We start from the raw sequence: 16307 nt of genomic DNA, 5'->3' as shown, positions 1-16307 counted from the left end.
CCGTGTCATGGGTCGCGATTCTTCGACAGGTCGGCAATCGGGAGCGGTTCCAGTGCTGCCCGACGATCTTCACTGTCCGTCGCCGGCTACAGTTCAGTGGATGCGGGATCATCGGCCGACTTTCTCCGCCGCGCTGCGGATTCTCGGGCACCATGATGGAAGGGCGCTCGAACGGCTCGATCGGGCGTTCGGTGCCGCCATTCTCGCGGCCGGGGTCGGGTTGGCGGCGTTGCCTGCGACAGCGCCGCCGGTGGTGGTGTTCGCGCTGGTGTGGGGGTGGGTGGATCAGAAGAACCAGGCCATGGGGTTGTTGCGGGACCTGGTGTCCGGCCTGTCCCGGCGGGTGTCGAGAAGCCGTGGGCGGGAACGGCGGGAATTGGTCGAGGCCGCGCACGGGGTGATCGTGGCGGCGGCTTTCCTGGAGATTCTGGAGGAGAATCTCGGCCCCGGCGTGCGCTCGGCGATCGAGGCGCGGCCCGATCGACTGACGGTCTCGGCGGGGGTGATATTCCACGGGCTTTACCATTCGGATATCCAGCCGCTCGACGCCACTCGTGGATTCACGGAGAACCTGGGCTGGGTGCGGGAATGGGCCCGCGGGCTGTTCGACGGGATCGGCGTCCCCGTCGGGATGACCGGCCGGGAGTTCGCGCGGCGGGTCGAACGCCGCTACGAGTCCTACTTCCTGCGGTTGGCGAGCGAGGTCCCGGAGTTCTACGTCTGGTCGCAGCTCGGCGATCACGCAGGCACCCGGGCCGTGGTGGTCGAGCTGATGGGCGAGTTGCGTGGCGTGCTGGACAGCCACGGCGGGGCACTCGACCGGCTGGAACGTCTGCTCACCGAGCCGGGCGCGGCCGACCAGGACGAGGCGCTCATCGCGTTGCGGCGGGCCAATCGGGCGCGGCTGTCCCATCTCGTGCTCCCGGGCGAACCGCAACATCAATGGGTCACCTTCCCGACCGTGGACGCCGCCTTCGTCGAACCGCACTACCGGACCTCGCACGGCGCGCCGGATCCGCGCCTGGCCGACGAGGACTGGTGGCTGACCCGACCGGTCCGGCGGAATCTCTACCTGGCGCTCTGTGCACACGTCAGGTCGTGGCGGGCCACCCGGGCGCCGCTGCTCGTGCTCGGCCACCCCGGCGCGGGCAAGTCCATGCTGACCAGGGTGATCGCCGCCCGGCTGCCCGCCGACTCCTACACCGTGGTGCACGTCCCGCTGCGCGAGGTGGCCGCCGACGCACCGATCGTCACCCAGGTGCGGCAGGCGCTGCTGCACACCACGCACCAGGAGATCCCGTGGGCGCGGCTGGCCGACCGGAGCACCGACACGATCCGGGTCGTCCTGCTCGACGGACTGGACGAGCTGTTGCAGGCCACCGGCGAGGACCGGAGCGACTATCTGCGTGAGGTCGTCGAGTTCCAACGGGTGGAACTGGAACAGGAACGGCCGGTGGTGGTCGTGGTGACGTCCCGGACGCTGGTGGCCGACCGGATCGAGGTGCCCGAGCAGGCCGTCGTGGTCAAGCTGGAGGACTTCGACGAGGCCCAGGTCGCGGAGTGGCTGACGCGGTGGGTGTCGGCCAACCGGGCGGGCATCGACGCCGGGCGGGTGCGGCCGCTGTCCCGGGACGAGGCGCTGTTGCACCACAACCTCACCCGGCTGCCGCTGTTGTTGCTGATGCTGGCCCTGCACGCGGCCGACCCGGCCGCGCCCGCGCTGGACGCCGACCTGTCCCGGTTCGCCCTGTACGAACGCGTCTTCGACGACTTCACCAGGCGCGAGGTCGGCAAGCGGCGCCCGGCACGCGCCGAGGACCGGCGCTCGGCCGTCGCCGAGCAGCGGGAACGACTGGCGGTGGCCGCGCTGGCCATGTTCAACCGGCGCGCGCAGTACGTTCGCGAGGACGACCTGCGCGCCGACCTGTCCGTCCTCATCGGACAGAGCGGGGACCCCAGGGACCGGGTACTCGGCCGGTTTTTCTTCATCCACGCGGCGGAGGCCGTGCTGGCCCGGACCCCGCACCGCGCCTACGAGTTCCTGCACGCCACCTTCGGCGAGTACCTGGTCGCCCGCTACGGGGTGGACACGCTGCGGGCGACCGACCCCGAGGACGACACCCGCCTGTACACGCTGCTCTCGCACCAGGTGTGGTCCACCCGGCAACCCGTCGTCGACTTCGCCGAGGAGTACTTCGAGCAGTTGCCCGCGGCCGAACAGGACCACGTGCGGCGGACCCTCACGGCGCTGATCCGCACCTACCGCACCCGCCACCGCGCACCGAACGACTACCGGCCGACGGCCCCGGACCTGGTACGCGCCCCGGTCGTGTACCTGGCCAACCTGGCCACGTTGCTGGTCGTGTTCAACGGCTCCGACCTGACGCTGATGGACATGTTCGGCGGCACACCGGCCGAGGCGCTGCGGGCGTGGCGGTCGACGCTGTCGCTGTGGGAGAGCCTCGACCCGGACTCCTGGCGGGCGACCCTCGGCCACTTCACGGTGACCGAGGAGCTGACCATCCAGGGCCTGTTCGGCGCGCACTGGCAGATGACCGATGGCTACGCCGACCTGAGCCTGGCCAACCTCGGTATGCGCCCCGTCCACGCCCGGGTGCTCTGCCTCGGCCTGGCCGTGACCGGCGAGCTGATCATCGACCGCGAGCACTGGGCCGAGTCCACCCTGGCCTGGCTGGCGGGCCTGCTCGTCGGCACGCACACCGACCCGGCCCGGCTGCCCGCGCCGCCGCCGACCGCCACCGAGACCGACATCGACCGGGTGCGCCGGGCCGTCGGGGCCCTACCCGAGCACCTGCGCGACCGGCTGGCGGGCTGGTAGGGCTCCCCGACCGCGGCCGGGGAGCCCCGGGCGCGCTACAGGGTGCGCGCGTACAGGTAGAGACCGCGGGACCTGGCCTCGAAGAAGTGCCCTTCCATCCGGACCGCGTCGGCCCCGCCGATGACGCCCACGATGGTGGGTATTCCGTCGATGTTCTCCTGGACCAGCGCCCCACCGCTGGAGCCGGACGCCCCCGGGCAGGTGGTGACCCAGTTCGTCGGGATCGAGGACGGCGTGATGATCCCCAGGCACGAGGTCTGGGTGTCGCCCGAGTAGTGCACGGCCGTGCCCAGCCCGGTCTTGGCGTGGTCGAACGCGACCTGGAACTCGCCGCCGACCTCGCTCAGCCGCTTGCCGGACTCGTTGGGTCCCACGGACACGAACGCCATGTCGAAAGCTCCGACCGGGGAACCCGGGAACACCGGGGTGAAGCCGGAGTCGATGGTGTAGGTGCTGCCGACGAACGTGCCCGACTGGCCACTGCCGTTCTCGAAGCCGGGCAGGTACAGGACACGGGTGGCGAACCCGTTCGGCTGCTTCACGCAGTGCGCGGCGGTCACGATCAGACCACCCTTGCCCGCCGCGGCGGGCACGCCGGCGGCCGTGCAGGTGAAGGGCTGGTTGGCGTAGACGGCGAACATCCGACCCACCCGCCGATCGGCGGCGGCCACCGCGCGGCCCGCGTTCGATCCGGCATACGCGACGGGTTCGGCCGCGCCGGGTGCCCAGTCCGGGCCGCCTGCCGGGCGAGCGTTCACAGCGTTCCCGATCGCGGCGGGACTCCCGCCTGGACCGCCTGCCGTACGCGGCTCCCAGTCCGGACCGCCGGTCGTGCCGGGCCCCCGATCCGGGCCACCCGCGAGCCGGGGACCGCCGGGCAGGGCCGCGGTCCCCGGCCGGTCCAGGTCGATGGCCTGGCGCATGCGTTCCGGGGTCCAGTAGGCCCGGACCGCGGCGGCGTCCTCGTCGTCCCGGTACACGACCGCCTGGTCGGCCGCGGTGGCGGGCGACGACATGGCCGCCGCGGCGGTCGCCCCCGCGGCCAGTACCACCCCTATCGCGAGTGCCTTCACACCCTTGTGCATGATGATCCTTTCCTGGTTCTCCCCGGCATCCCGGTCTTCGGGACGTCTCGGTACGCGCCGCCCGGGGGCAGCCAGCCGAGCCGGGCGGCGCGGACGCCTGCCTCGAACCGGCTGGCCGCGTCAAGGCGGGTCATGATGTCGGCCATCACCCTGGCCACGGTGCGCGCCGAGTACCCCATCCGCTTGCCTGCGGCCGCGTCCGTGAGGCCACCGCCGAGCAGCGCGAGCAGTTCGGCCTCACGCTCGGCCAGTCCGTTGTGGACATCGAACCCACCCAGTTCCACCGCACGCCCGCGCACGGCCCGGACGAACAGGTCCAATGTGGACGTGAGTCCGATGTCCCGGAACAGCTCCGGCCTGCTCGCGCCGCGATCGGTCAGCACCGCGATGCCGGGGCCGATCAGCAACGGCGGGAACGGTGTTCCGGAGACCAGCACGGCCGTACCGGTCCGTGCCTGCGCGCGGGCCAGTGCCAGCCACGGCGGGTGTCGGTACATCTCGTTCGGGTAGATCACATCGGTGTGACCGCCCCGGGCCGTGACGCGGGTGAGGGTCCGCCCGACGGCGCGCAGCAGCGGGCCGTGGAAGTGCGGCAGCAGCGCCGTGCACCGGTCGGTCCCGGCGAGGATGTCCAGCGCGGCGGCCACATCGAGCGGCGGTTCGATCGACACGGGGACGACGCTAGGCAGCGGTGGTGACCATCCGGTGCCTGTTTCGTGCCCGCGTCAGGCGCGGCGCGCGACCACCCGGAGTCGGTCCAGCTTGTCGCGCAGGCGTTCCGTCCCGGGATGGCGCAACATCTCCAGCAACCGCAACGCCTCCTGCCACGCCATCCCGGCCGCGTCCCGGTCGCCGCTGGCGTCCTGGCTGTCGCCGAGGTGCGCGAGCGTGTCGGCCTCCAGGAAGCGGTCGCTGATCTCCCGATAGATGTGCGCCGCGCGCCGGTAGCAGTCGATCGCCCGCTCGTGGCGGCCCAGGTGGTGGTAGGCGTACCCGAGGCTGTCCAGCGCGGCGGCCTCGCCGTTGCGGTCGCCGGTCCGTCGGTGCAGCCCGAGCGACTCCCGGCACCGGGTCAGCGCGCGGGCGTGGTCGCCGAGCAGCACGTCCGTCCAGCCGATCTCGTTGAGCACCCGGGCCCTGCCCGCGCTGCTCGCCGTCGCGTCGTAGTCGGCCAGCGCGTGATCGTAGTGGGCCAGGGCGGCGGCGTGGTCGCCGAGGATGTTGGCCTGGAAGGCCAGCGCTCGTCGGGTGCGGGCCCGGCCCGCGTGGTGACCGAGGTCGCCGAACCGGCGCAGGGCCTGGTCGAGGTGGTGCCCGGCCTCGTCATGGCGGTCCACCCGCAGCAGCGCGAACCCGACCGCCCGATGGGCGTCGGCCAGCCGCAACGGTTCGCCGAGCCGATCCGCGATCGCCAGCGCCGCGCGGTGCACGGTCAGCTGGTCCTGCCTGCTGCCCAGGCGATCGAGGAACAGCTCCAGCGCGCGGGCCAACCGCCAGCCGTGGTCGCCGGACCCCTCGTGCGCCGCGCGTTCGACGATCGCCACCAGCACCGCGCGCTGTTCGCGCAGCCAGGACTCGGCCGCGTCATGGTCGGCGACGTCGGCGAGCACGACGCCGTCGGCGGGTTCGGTCGACGGCAGGAGACGTTCCCGGTAGGGGTGCAGGGTCGTGGCGGCCGCCTCCGCGGAGTGCAGGTAGTGGTCGTCGAGTCGACGGCGGGCGTCCGCGAGCGCGGCTGCCGGGTCGTGCGTGGCGGCGAGCTCGGCGGCGTAGGCGCGCAGCAGATCGTGGCAGGTGTGGCTGTCCGGCGCGGATTCCTCGACCAGATGGTTGTCGCCCAGTTCGCGCAGCAGGGTCCGCGCCGCGCCTGGACCGACACCCGCGAGGCTGGCGACAGCGGCCACCGACGCGGCTGTCCCGGGATGTCCCGGGAGCAACCGGAACAGGCGAGCCGCCTGCGGGCTCAGCACCCGGTAGGACCAGGAGAACACCGCCCGCGCGTCGGCCACCGGGTCGGTGTCGGTGAACGCGTCCAGGCTGCCCGCGCTCCGCCGCAGCTCGGCGGCGATGGTGGCGAGGGAGAAGCCCGGGTGGGTGGCCGCGCGGGCCGCGACCACCGCCAACGCCAGCGGCAACCGCCCGCACCGGTCCAGGATCTCGCCGACCGCGCCGGGCTCGGCGGCCACCCTGGCCGCGCCGAGCCTGCGGCGCAACGACTCCCGGGCATCGGCCGGGCCGGGCACGGCCAGGGTGATCGACTGGGCGCCGTGCGTGGCGACCAGTCCGCGCAGCCGGTCCCGGCTGGTCACCAGGACCAGGCAGCCGGGCGAACCGGGCAGCAGCGGGCGGACCTGCTCGGCGTCCCCCGCGTTGTCCAGCACCACCACCGCCCGGCGGCCCGCGAGCAGGGCGCGGTAGCGCGCGGTCTGCGCGTCGGTGCCGACCGGGATGTCCGACGGCGGCACGCCCAGCGTCTCCAGCAGGGTGCGGATCGCCTCGCCCGTGGACACCACCGCGCCGGTGCGGTCGAAGCCGCGCAGGTCGAGGTAGAGCTGCCCGTCCGGGAACCGAGCGGCGAGCGTGTGCGCGGCGCGCACGGCCAGGGTGCTCTTGCCCACCCCCGCCATGCCGCTGATGACGGTGATCAGCACCCCGATCCCCTCCCCCGCCGCCAGTTCCCGGATCCGCGCCAGCTCGACCGCGCGACCGGTGAACGTCGGCAGGTCCGTGGGCAGCTGGGCGGGGCCGAACGCGGGCCGGGCGGCCACGGGCGTCGGGGTGGGCACGGTCTGGTCGAGCACCTGGGCGTGCGCGGCGCGCAGGTCCGGCCCGGGGTCCACGCCCAGCTCGTCGGCCAGGCGGGCACGCACGGCCTGGTAGGTGGACAGCGCCTCGGCCTGCCGCCCGGTCGCCGCCAGCACCCGGACCAGCCCGGCCTGCACCGCCTCGTCCAGCGGGTGCTCGGCCCCGGCGGCGGTCAGCGCGCGCAGGACCCGGTCCGGGTGGCCCGCGGCGAGCGCGGTGTCCGCGGCCCGGCGCAGGACGGCGAGCCGCTCCTGGTCGATCGCGGTGAACACGGGGTGGGTCCGGACCCGGGCCGGGACACCCGCGACGGTCGGCCCCTGGCACAGGGCGAGCGCCTCGGCGAGGTGGTCCCAGGCCGCGCCTTGGTCGGTGGCCGCCGTCGCCGCCGCGCCGCATTCGCGGAACCGCACCAGGTCGAGGGTTTCCGCGTCGACCGGCAGCAGGTAGCCGCCCGCCCCGCCGGTGAGGGCCTGCTCCGGCGAGACCAGACGGCGCAGGTGGCCGATGTGCCGGTGCACGATGTTGGCCGCGCTGTCCGGCGGGTCATCGGCCCAGAGTATGTCGATGATCCGGTCCAGCGGGACCGGGGTCCCGGCGTGGGCCAGCAGGACGGCGAGCACGGCCCGCCGGGTGGGTGGTCCCAGGTCCGCCTCGACCTCGCCCCGCCACGCTCGGATGGGCCCCAACAGGACGAAGCGCACGCTGTACGAGTGTAGTGGTCCCACGCCCTGTCCCGCCCTGTCCCGCCCGGTCCCGGTATTCCCAGCTTTGCCGCACCTTGGCATGAACATGCCTGCCACTGGCCGCGGGACGCGGATTCCCCGTCACACGGCCATAAAGTCGGCGCCACTCCCCCATCAGGTCTCGATCCGAACCAGGACAAGTGGCCCCGTGGACGACTACCTCCAGTACTGCCAGGCCGATCCGGACTTCTACGACCACCCGTCGGCCGGTCCCGACCCGCGCTTCGGCGCGGCGGAACGACCGCTGCCCGACGGCTGGACCCGGGAATCCGACGGTCATTGGGTCTACCTCACCCCGGACGGGCACGAGCTGCCCGAGCAGGGGTGGAAACTGCACGTCTCGGTGACCGCGGGCCAGGCCGAGGAGGTCATCGACCTCGTCACCGGGCACTGCCTGTCCGGGCGGATCGCCGTCAAGTTCCTCGTTTCGCCGCGCACGCACCTGCTGGCGAACAGCAAGTACGCGCCGCGCGGCGGCAGCGGGAAACTGATCACCGTCTACCCGCGGGCGGACGAGTTGCGCCGCACGCTGGCCGAACTTTCCGTCCTGCTCGGCACCCGCCCGGGGCCGTACATCCTCAGCGATCTGCGGTGGGGTCGCGGGCCGTTGTTCCTGCGGTTCGGCGGTTTCCGCATGATGTACTGCACCGACGAGCAGGGGCACCGGGTCCCCGCGATCCGTCGACCGGACGGGACGCTCGTCCCGGACGTGCGCGGCCCCGGGTTCACCGTGCCCGACTGGGTGCGCCCGCCCGAGTTCATCACCGACCGGATCGCGATGGCGGAACGGAACGGGAACGGGATCCCCTACGCGGTCGAGAAGGCACTGCATTTCTCCAACGGGGGCGGCGTCTACCTGGCCCGGGGCACGGACCCGCGGGACCGGGTGGTGTTGCGCGAGGCACGGCCGCACGCCGGACTGGACGCGACGGGCCGGGACGCGGTGGCCCGGCTGCGGCACGAGGCCCGCGTGCTCGCCGAACTGTCCGATCTGGACTTCGTGCCCGGCAACCTGGGCCGCTTCCGCCGGTGGGAACACGAGTTCCTGGCCGAGGAGTACATCGATGGAGAGACGCTGCTGTCCTTCATCGCCACCCGCAACCCGCTGACCGGCGGGAGTCCGGACGCCGCCGCGGTCGCCGCGTACACCGAGTCCGCGCTGGCCGTGCTGGCCGGGGTGGAACAGGCCCTGGACCGGTTGCACGAGCGCGGTTACGTGTTCGCCGACCTGCACCCGGGCAACGTGATCGTGCGGCCGGACGGCCGGGTCGCGTTGGTGGACTTCGAGATCGCCTACCGGCCGGACAGCCAACCCGCGCCGACCATCGGCGCGCCCGGGTTCGTCGCGGCGCACGCGCTCGCCGGTCCGGAACGGGACCGGTACGCGCTGAACTGCCTCCGGTTGGCGATCTTCCTCCCGCTGACCCCCATGCTGGATCTGGCTCCGGACAAGGTGGACGAACTGGTCGACGCGGTCGCCGAACTCTTCCCGGTCCCGGCCGACCTGATCGCCGAGATCCGGACAGGTCTGCGGCGTCCGGCCGACCGACGGACCACACCGTGCCCCCGCCCCCGCACCGCGGAACTGTTCGCGGGCGACTCCGCCGACGCTCGCGACGCGGTGGCGGAGTCGATCCTCGCCTCCGCGACCCCACACCGCCTCGACCGGCTGTACCCGGGGGATCCCGCCGGTCTGCGCGACGGCGGCTACAACCTCGCCCACGGCGCGGCAGGCGTCTTGTACGCGCTGCACACGACCGGGCAACCGGTGCCCGAGGACCACGTCGACTGGCTGGCCGCCGCGGTGCACCGCGCGGAGCCGCAGGCCGGGCTGTACAACGGCATGCACGGCGCCGCCGTGGTCCTGCACGCGCTGGGCAGGGAGGACGACGCATACCGCATCATGCGGCGACTGGTCGAGTTGCCCGACCCGGAGACGCCCGGCCTGTTCGGCGGACTGCCCGGTATCGGCCTCGCCCTGCGGTACTTCGCCGCACGCACCGCCGACACCTACTGGCGTGACGCGCTGGACGCCGTCACCGATCGCGTCGTCACCCGCTCGACCACCCCGGGGAGTGGTCTCCACCTCCCGCCCGGCACCGATCCGGCGACCGCGCCGCCACCGCAGCTCCCGGAACGACACGGGACAGGCAGGCACAGTCCCGCGAAACGCGGACCGGGCGCCGCACGGGCGGGTCTGATGCCCGGCTGGACCGGTGTCGCGGTGTTCTGCCTGCGGCGGCACGACGACACCGCCGACCCGGCCCTGCTCGACCTCGCGGGCCGGGCCCTGGCCGCGGACCTGGCGGGCAGCCGCCGGACCGACCGCGGCGACGTGGTGCTCACCGACGGCACGCTGGCCCTGGGCCACCTCGCGGTGGGCGGCGCCGGCCTGCTCGAACCGCTCGGGCGGTACCTGCGCCACCGCCCGAGCGGCCCGTGGTCCGAGGTGCACGCGGGCATCCTCGCCGCGTGCCGAGCGCCGCTGACCGTGGAACCCGGGCTCTTCCTCGGCCGGGCCGGGCTGCTCACCGCCCTGGCCGTCGCCTGCCCCGGGTCGCATGTGACCGCCCCGCACATCCGCAGGCTGAGCTGGCAGGCCGTGCGCCACCGGCAGGGCATCGCGTTTCCCGGGCGCTGGCTGCTGCGCCTGTCGATGGACCTCGCCACGGGTTCCGCGGGCGTCCTACTCGCCCTGCACACGGCCACGCGGGCCCGTCGCACGCCAAACACACCCGCACCGCGCGGACCGGCGCCCGTACCCGACGCACCGGTCACGGTGCGAGGTGCGACCGACCCGGCGCGGGGCAGGCGGGGCGGTCCGAGGACCTCGCCCGAGCAGACCAGCGCGACCACGGCGTTGTCCGACGCCATCGGCCTGCCCGCGGTCGGGTGAGCGATGGGCGTCCTCACCCACTACCGCGACCGCGGGTATCTGCGGCTCTGGCTGGCCCAGGCGCTGTCCACCGTCGGTTCCCTGGCGTCGATGGTGGCGCTGCCGCTGGTGGTGCTCGGTGAGCTGCACAGCGCGTCGGCCGTCGGGCTGACCACCTTCGTCGAGGCGGCGGCCGCGGTCGCGGTCGTGCCCGCGGCCGGGCTGGTGATCGACCGGCTCGGCCCGCGGCCGGTCATGGTCGTCGCGGACCTGGCGCGCGCGGCGGTGTCCGGGCTGCTGGTCTGGATGGTATGGGCGCACCGGCTCGGACCGGCGGCGTTGTTCGGCACCGCGGCGGTCACCAGCGCGCTGGGAGTGGTGTTCGCGGCGGCGAGCACGGCCGCGTTCCGACAGGTCGTGCCCCCGGACCGGCTGACCGCCGCGCTGTCGGTCAACCAGGCGCGGTTCGCGGTGGCGAGCATCGTCGGGCCACTGGTCGGCGCGGCCTGCTACGCGTGGTCACCGCCGTTGCCGTTCCTGCTCGACACCGTGTCCTTCCTGGTGTCGGCGGCGTGCGTGGCACCCCTGCGCCTGGCCCGCGAATCGCGACCGGACCGGATCCGGCCCGGGGAGGCAGTGGCCGGGTGGCGGTTCCTGTGGACCGCGCCGCTGCCGAGATACCTGGTGAGCGCGGCGGTCGTCGGCAACTTCGTGTTCGGCGGCGTGGTGCTGGTGCTGCTGGCGGTGTTCCAGGACCAGGGTCGGGGCGCGCAGACCGGCGTGGTGCTGGCGGTCGGTGCACTGGCGAACCTGGCGGGCTCGGCCCTCACCGGTCCCGCGGTCCGGCGCGTACCCGCCCGCACCCTGGTACTGGGCGTGACCGTCGTCTGGGCCGCGGCGGTGTTGTCACTGCCGGTCGCGCTCGGCGACGTCGCGTGGGTCTGCGCCCTGATCGGGATCTGCGGTCTGGGCGGCCCACCCGCCCAGACGGTGACCCAGACGACCCTGCTGCGGGTCACGCCGCCCGCACTGACCGGCCGCGTGCAGCTGGTCTACCAGGTCGTGCCGCAGGTGGTGCCCGCGCTCGGGCCGCTGGTCGGCGCGTTCCTGCTGGACCGGTTGCCCGCCGAGGTCGTGGTCCTGGGCTTCGGCCTGCTGCTGGCCGGGTTCGCCGCGTTCGGCGCGCGGCCCCGGAGATGTCCGGTCAACGGATGACCGGAGCACGAGAGGACAAGGAGAACGACGATGAACGAGATCCTGGACCTGCAGAACCTGCCCGTCGAGAACGCCGACGAGGAGCTGGGACTGCTGGCCACCAGCGGTGTCAGCGTGCGCTGCACCTCCGGCAAGACCCTCTTCGCCCCGATCGCGGAGTGACCTGACGGTCGTGGCCGACGCACCGTCGGCCACGACCACCCGCCGCGACCCCGTCACCGCTGGAGTGCCGTATGAGCGAGCGAGAGCCGGTGTCCGTGCGCCCGGTCCCCACCGAGGAGCACCGCCGATCCGTCGACCTGTTCCGGTTGGCCACACACGGTCCACCGACCGGCGACGAGGAGTGGTCGGTGCTCGCGGGCACCATCGACCCGGACGGCACACTGGGCGCGTACACCGGCGGCGAGCTGGTCGGCACCTGCCACAGCACACCCAACCACGTCCATGTCCCCGGCGGCCGACTCCCGGCTCGCGCCGTCGGACGGATGGCGGTGCACCCGACCCACACGCGGCGGGGTGTTGCCACCGAACTGCTCGGAGATCTCCTGCGGTCGGTCGTCGAACCCGTGGTGATCCTGCGGTCGAGCGCGGACACCCTGTATCGGCGTCTCGGCTTCGGCATCGCGACGTGGTGCCGGGACATCGAAGTGGACAGTCCACAGGCTACCGCCAACGCGGCAGGCCGGGTCCGGATCAGCGAACTGGAAACGGACGCGGAGTCGGTACCCGAGCTGTATCGGCGCATGCGCACCCGTCCGGGCATGGTCGACCGCCCCGACCACCTCGCCGCCCTGTACCGCCTGACCGCCCGATCCGACCCGCGACTGCTCCTGGCCGTCCACTCCGGAGCATCGAGCGAGGACGCGTTCGCACTGTATTCCGTGCAAGCACAGGCGGACCGGACCGTCCTGGACGTGGCGGACCTGCACAGCGCCTCCGCCCCGGGCTGGGCAGGCCTGACCCGGTACCTGCTGGCCGTCCCGCTCGTGGACCAGGTGATCCTCCGGGCCCGCCCGCTGGACGAGCCGATCCGATGGCTCTGCCCGGACCTTCGGGCCTGCCGGACCGACCGCGTCCGCCCCGAACTCTGGCTCCGCCTCGTCGACGTCCCCGCCGCCCTGGCGATCCGCGGCTACCACGGCGAGAACCCGGTGGTGATCGACGTACGGGACCCGCTGCTGCCCGCCAACTCCGGCCACTACCTGATCAGCCGGGCGGGCGCGTGCCGCACCACCGAGCCCGCCCACCTGACCATGGCCGTCGACACCCTCGCGGCCCTCTACCTGGGCGGCGCCCGTCCCTCCGCCCTGGCCGCCACCGGCCACATCACCGTCCACCGCGACGTCCTGGCCACCGCCGACCGCCTGTTCGCCACGGAGACGACACCGTGGTGCGGCACGTATATCTAGTGGTGCGCCCCAGGCAGGACGCGATCGAGGCGGGAGGGACCCTAGTGGCCAACGACCTCACGATGGTAGGCAAGGGCACGCTCGATGAGCGCATCGGTCGCCCCGAGGTAGCCCGCCGGATCGAGCAGCGCGTCGACGTCCACCGAGGACAGTTCGGGGGCAGCGCGCAGAGCCTCGGCGAAGTCGGGTTCACGAGAAAGCCTGCCGAGAAGCTTCTTGGCCTCGGCCTTCCCCAACACCGGCGCGAGAGCGACGTTGAGCCGTTCGGAGACGATCGTGCCACCGGTGATGGCCAGGTTCTCGCGGAGGCGATCGGGGAAGACCTCCAGGCCCGCCGCCAGTTCGGCGGCCGTGGCCGCAGCCCCACCGGTCAGACGGAGAATCTCGCGGAGCGGCTGCCACTCCGCGTGCCAAGCGCCCGGCGCGCGCTCGTCCTCGGCGATCATGGACTGGGTGAGGATCGTCGCCTGGAGGGGGACCTGGCGGGCAGCGGACATGACGAGGGTGGCCAGGACCGGGTTGCGCTTCTGCGGCATCGCCGACGACACGCCCCGCCCCTCGGCGGAGGGTTCGACCACCTCGGCGACCTCGGTGCGGGACATGCCCTGCACGTCGAGCGCGATCTTGCCCAACGCCCCGGTGATGATCGAGCACACACCCCCGATGTCGGCATACGGCGTGCGCAACGCGTGCCAGGGAACGACAGCCTCCACCAGCCCGAGCCGCCGAGCGAACTCGGCGCTGAGCCGGGGCCCGTGGCCGGGATCGCCGGAGTACTCCACATAGGACGCCAAGGTGCCCGCCGCCCCACCGAGCTGGGCGGGCAACACCACCGCGCGCAGCCGGGACAGAGCGTCGACCACGAGGGTGAGCCAGCCCGCCGCCTTGAGCCCGAAGGTGACCGGGACGGCGTGCTGGGTGAGGGTCCGCCCGGCCATCACCGCGTCCCGGTACCGGTCGGCGAGCCGGGCCAGGGCTTCGGCGGTGTTGACGAGGTCGCGGTCGATGAGGGCGAAAGCGCGCGAGGTGATGAGCATGGCGGCCGAGTCCAGGATGTCCTGGCTCGTGCTGCCCCGGTGCACGTACTCGGCGGCCTCGCCGGGCACGCACGCGGTGAACGCGGTCACGAACGCCACCACCGGGTTCGCCCCGCCCCGGGCTTTCACCGCCAAGTCGACGACATCAAGCTCGGCGACCGCTTCACCGATCGCGGCGGCGGCCTCCGCCGGGATCACTCCCAGCTCCGCCTGCGCCCGAGCAAGCGCGACCTCGACCTCGACCATCGCGACGACCCAGGCCTCGTCGGTCACGATCTCGGACACCTCGGTCCCAGCCCACACCGGCGCCAACAGCCCACTGTCCGTCCCGACCACGAGTCTCCCTCACACCGATCGTCGATCAATCCCGCTGCTCATCCTAGTGGCTACCAACGGGTCTGCCTGCCGTGAGCGGTCCACGTCGACCGTGTGGCGAAACGCTCAAGCCGGTCGGCCCACGACGGCGCGCGTGACCGCCGGAACCGCCAGCGAAGCGCGGGCGATCGCGTCCGCGTCGGCCAGGATCACCGAGTTCACCCCGGGCCGGATCCCCGCCGCCGTGACCCAGTGGACCGACTCCGTGGGCACGCCGAACGCGAACCGCCGGGGATGGGCCCGCCCCGCCGCGTCGAGCAGGTGGTACGGCCGTTCGGTGATCGCCAGGCCGCCGGTCTCCACCGGACCGTCCGGATCCGCGAGCCGATAAGGAGCGCAGTCGCCGGACTCGCGCAGGCGGGTGAGCAACGGGTCGCCGGTGCGCCGGATGTCGACCTCGGGCAGCCGGGCCTCGATCAACGCCTCGGTCACCACCGCCGAGCCCGCCACCACCGGCGAGCTCACCTCGAACCCGCCATCCCCCACCACGACCCGCATCCCGGGACCGACGATCCGCACCACGCCCGCCTCGATCAACGCCACCAGCTCGGCCACCCGACTCGCCGGTGGCCCGATGGACAGGAAGGCGTTGAGCGGCGTGTACCAACCGTCCAGATCGGACCGATAGGACGAGCCGGTCACGCCGCCGTGGTCGACCGCCAACCGGATCTCGTTGCGCAGGTCGCGCAGGACATCCAGCGCGGCCTTGACCGGATCGCCGACATTCCCGCCATACGCGCGCACCACATCCGCGCGCAGCAGATCCAACAGCCAGGAATCGAAGGAGGCCGGGGAATCGAACCGGCGGCCCTCGTGCGGACAGGCGATAGTCGACCAGTCCCACCGAGGAACCGGGAGTTCCACTTCTCCCGCCATGAACCGCGCAGCAGGTTCAGCACCCACGAGCGCTGTGTAATAGACCAGCTCCACCTCGCGGGCGATCAACGGCCAGATGTCGTCCCGGAACGACACCGCGGGCCGGGAACGCAGCGACTCGATCACCGAGGGGGTCAGGAAACGCGGCTCATGCCGTCCGAACGCGCCCTTCTCGTTCTCGCCCCGCGCGTGATACGGCACCCCACGCCGTGAACCGGCCACGATCGACGGCTCCCGACCGGACGGTACATAGGCCAGCGAACCATCGGATCGACGGGCGAACCGCCCGCCCCGATCCACCGTCAACAACGTCAACACGTCGAAGAACGCCAGCCCCAACCCGCGCACCGCCACCGGCTCCGCGGGCATCAGCGCGCCCAGGTTCATCTCCGCCGGGTTCCCCGGACCCCAGTACCACAGCCCCTGCGCCACCGCGAGATCCGCGAGCACCCGCTCCCCCGCACCCAACGGCATCTGCACATGCCCCTGCGCCAGGACCACCGCCGCCAGACCATCCACAGCGGATCCGTCGTCCAGCAGCACGGCCTGGCCGCCGTCCGGCGCCTCGACCAGCTCCACCGCCGTCCGCCGGTGCACCCGCACGGACACCCCCGCGGGCGCCGTCCGACACACCCGGTCGAGCACCCAGTCCAGGTAATGCCCGTAGAACGCCCGCGTCGGGTACGAGTTCGGTGTCAACGAGCGCGCCTCGGCCTCGAACCGGGGATCGGTGACCCCCTGCGCCCACTCGTACAGCGACGGACCCGGCACGATCGGCCCCGTGCACGCCACGCTCGCGTCGGTGAACATCGACACCTGGCAGGCGATGGTGTTCATCAGCAGCGAACCCGGCTGGTCGACCGACCACACCCGACTCCCCCGCCCGGCGTACGGGTCGACCAGGTGGATCACCAGCGGCCCGGTCGCGTTGGCGCAGAGCCGCTCCACCACGCTCAGGCCGCGCGGGCCCGCGCCGACGACGCAGACCTCGTGGACGGCGGGGAACCCGTGCATGCCACTTCCCGGTGGTAAGGGGGCGCGGGGGCCG

General features: G+C 73.0%; 10 protein-coding genes. 5 read left to right on the top strand and 5 right to left on the bottom strand.

Annotated features, from left to right (window positions below; all coding sequences use genetic code 11):
* The first annotated feature begins 100 nt into the window (after positions 1 to 100).
* Complete coding sequence (locus C503_RS0108640) at positions 101 to 2839, top strand: NACHT domain-containing protein (RefSeq protein ID WP_020608206.1); 2739 nt, start codon at positions 101 to 103, stop codon at positions 2837 to 2839.
* 35 nt (positions 2840 to 2874) lie between these two features.
* Here C503_RS0108640 and C503_RS0108635 read toward each other — a convergent pair whose 3' ends face one another.
* Genes C503_RS0108635 through C503_RS0108625 form a run of 3 tightly spaced genes read right to left on the bottom strand, consistent with a single transcriptional unit; the run spans position 2875 to position 7430 of the window.
* Positions 2875 to 3924 (bottom strand): trypsin-like serine peptidase, encoded by a 1050-nt coding sequence (locus C503_RS0108635; RefSeq protein WP_018681791.1) that lies wholly within the window; start codon positions 3922 to 3924, stop codon positions 2875 to 2877.
* The gene (locus C503_RS43130) at positions 3909 to 4595 is read right to left on the bottom strand and encodes a helix-turn-helix domain-containing protein (protein WP_018681790.1); all 687 of its coding nucleotides are present in this window, start codon (positions 4593 to 4595) and stop codon (positions 3909 to 3911) included. Before C503_RS43130 ends, C503_RS0108635 begins: the two co-directional genes overlap by 16 nt.
* 54 nt (positions 4596 to 4649) lie before the next feature.
* The gene (locus C503_RS0108625; protein WP_018681789.1) at positions 4650 to 7430 is read right to left on the bottom strand and encodes an AfsR/SARP family transcriptional regulator; all 2781 of its coding nucleotides are present in this window, start codon (positions 7428 to 7430) and stop codon (positions 4650 to 4652) included.
* Positions 7431 to 7620: 190 nt separating this feature from the next.
* Between C503_RS0108625 and lanKC the strand changes: the two genes are divergently transcribed.
* The 4 genes from lanKC (at position 7621) to C503_RS0108605 (ending at position 12971) form a co-directional block, all read left to right on the top strand.
* Positions 7621 to 10368 (top strand): class III lanthionine synthetase LanKC, encoded by a 2748-nt coding sequence (gene lanKC / locus C503_RS38650; protein WP_018681788.1) that lies wholly within the window; start codon positions 7621 to 7623, stop codon positions 10366 to 10368.
* A 3-nt stretch (positions 10369 to 10371) separates the two neighbouring features.
* The gene (locus tag C503_RS0108615) at positions 10372 to 11562 is read left to right on the top strand and encodes an MFS transporter (RefSeq protein ID WP_018681787.1); all 1191 of its coding nucleotides are present in this window, start codon (positions 10372 to 10374) and stop codon (positions 11560 to 11562) included.
* Positions 11563 to 11592: 30 nt separating this feature from the next.
* Entirely contained in the window at positions 11593 to 11724 is a 132-nt protein-coding gene (locus C503_RS48455; RefSeq protein ID WP_018681786.1) for a hypothetical protein, read from the top strand.
* A 71-nt stretch (positions 11725 to 11795) separates the two neighbouring features.
* Positions 11796 to 12971: a GNAT family N-acetyltransferase gene (locus C503_RS0108605; RefSeq protein WP_018681785.1), complete on the top strand. Its 1176-nt coding sequence runs from the start codon at positions 11796 to 11798 to the stop codon at positions 12969 to 12971.
* Positions 12972 to 13012: 41 nt separating this feature from the next.
* On the opposite strand, the gene C503_RS0108600 is transcribed toward C503_RS0108605, so the two are convergent.
* Together C503_RS0108600 and C503_RS0108595 are read right to left on the bottom strand one after the other, a co-directional pair.
* Positions 13013 to 14344, bottom strand: a complete 1332-nt coding sequence (locus C503_RS0108600) for a class-II fumarase/aspartase family protein (protein WP_018681784.1) — start codon at positions 14342 to 14344, stop codon at positions 13013 to 13015.
* A 105-nt stretch (positions 14345 to 14449) separates the two neighbouring features.
* Positions 14450 to 16273 carry an FAD/NAD(P)-binding protein gene (locus tag C503_RS0108595; protein ID WP_018681783.1) on the bottom strand — a complete coding sequence of 608 codons (1824 nt, stop codon included), beginning with the start codon at positions 16271 to 16273 and terminating at the stop codon, positions 14450 to 14452.
* Positions 16274 to 16307 lie beyond the last annotated feature (34 nt).

This window comes from Actinokineospora enzanensis DSM 44649 (genome assembly GCF_000374445.1).
In the GTDB taxonomy this organism is placed as follows: domain Bacteria; phylum Actinomycetota; class Actinomycetes; order Mycobacteriales; family Pseudonocardiaceae; genus Actinokineospora; species Actinokineospora enzanensis.
This window is presented reverse-complemented; position numbering and strand designations above follow the sequence as displayed.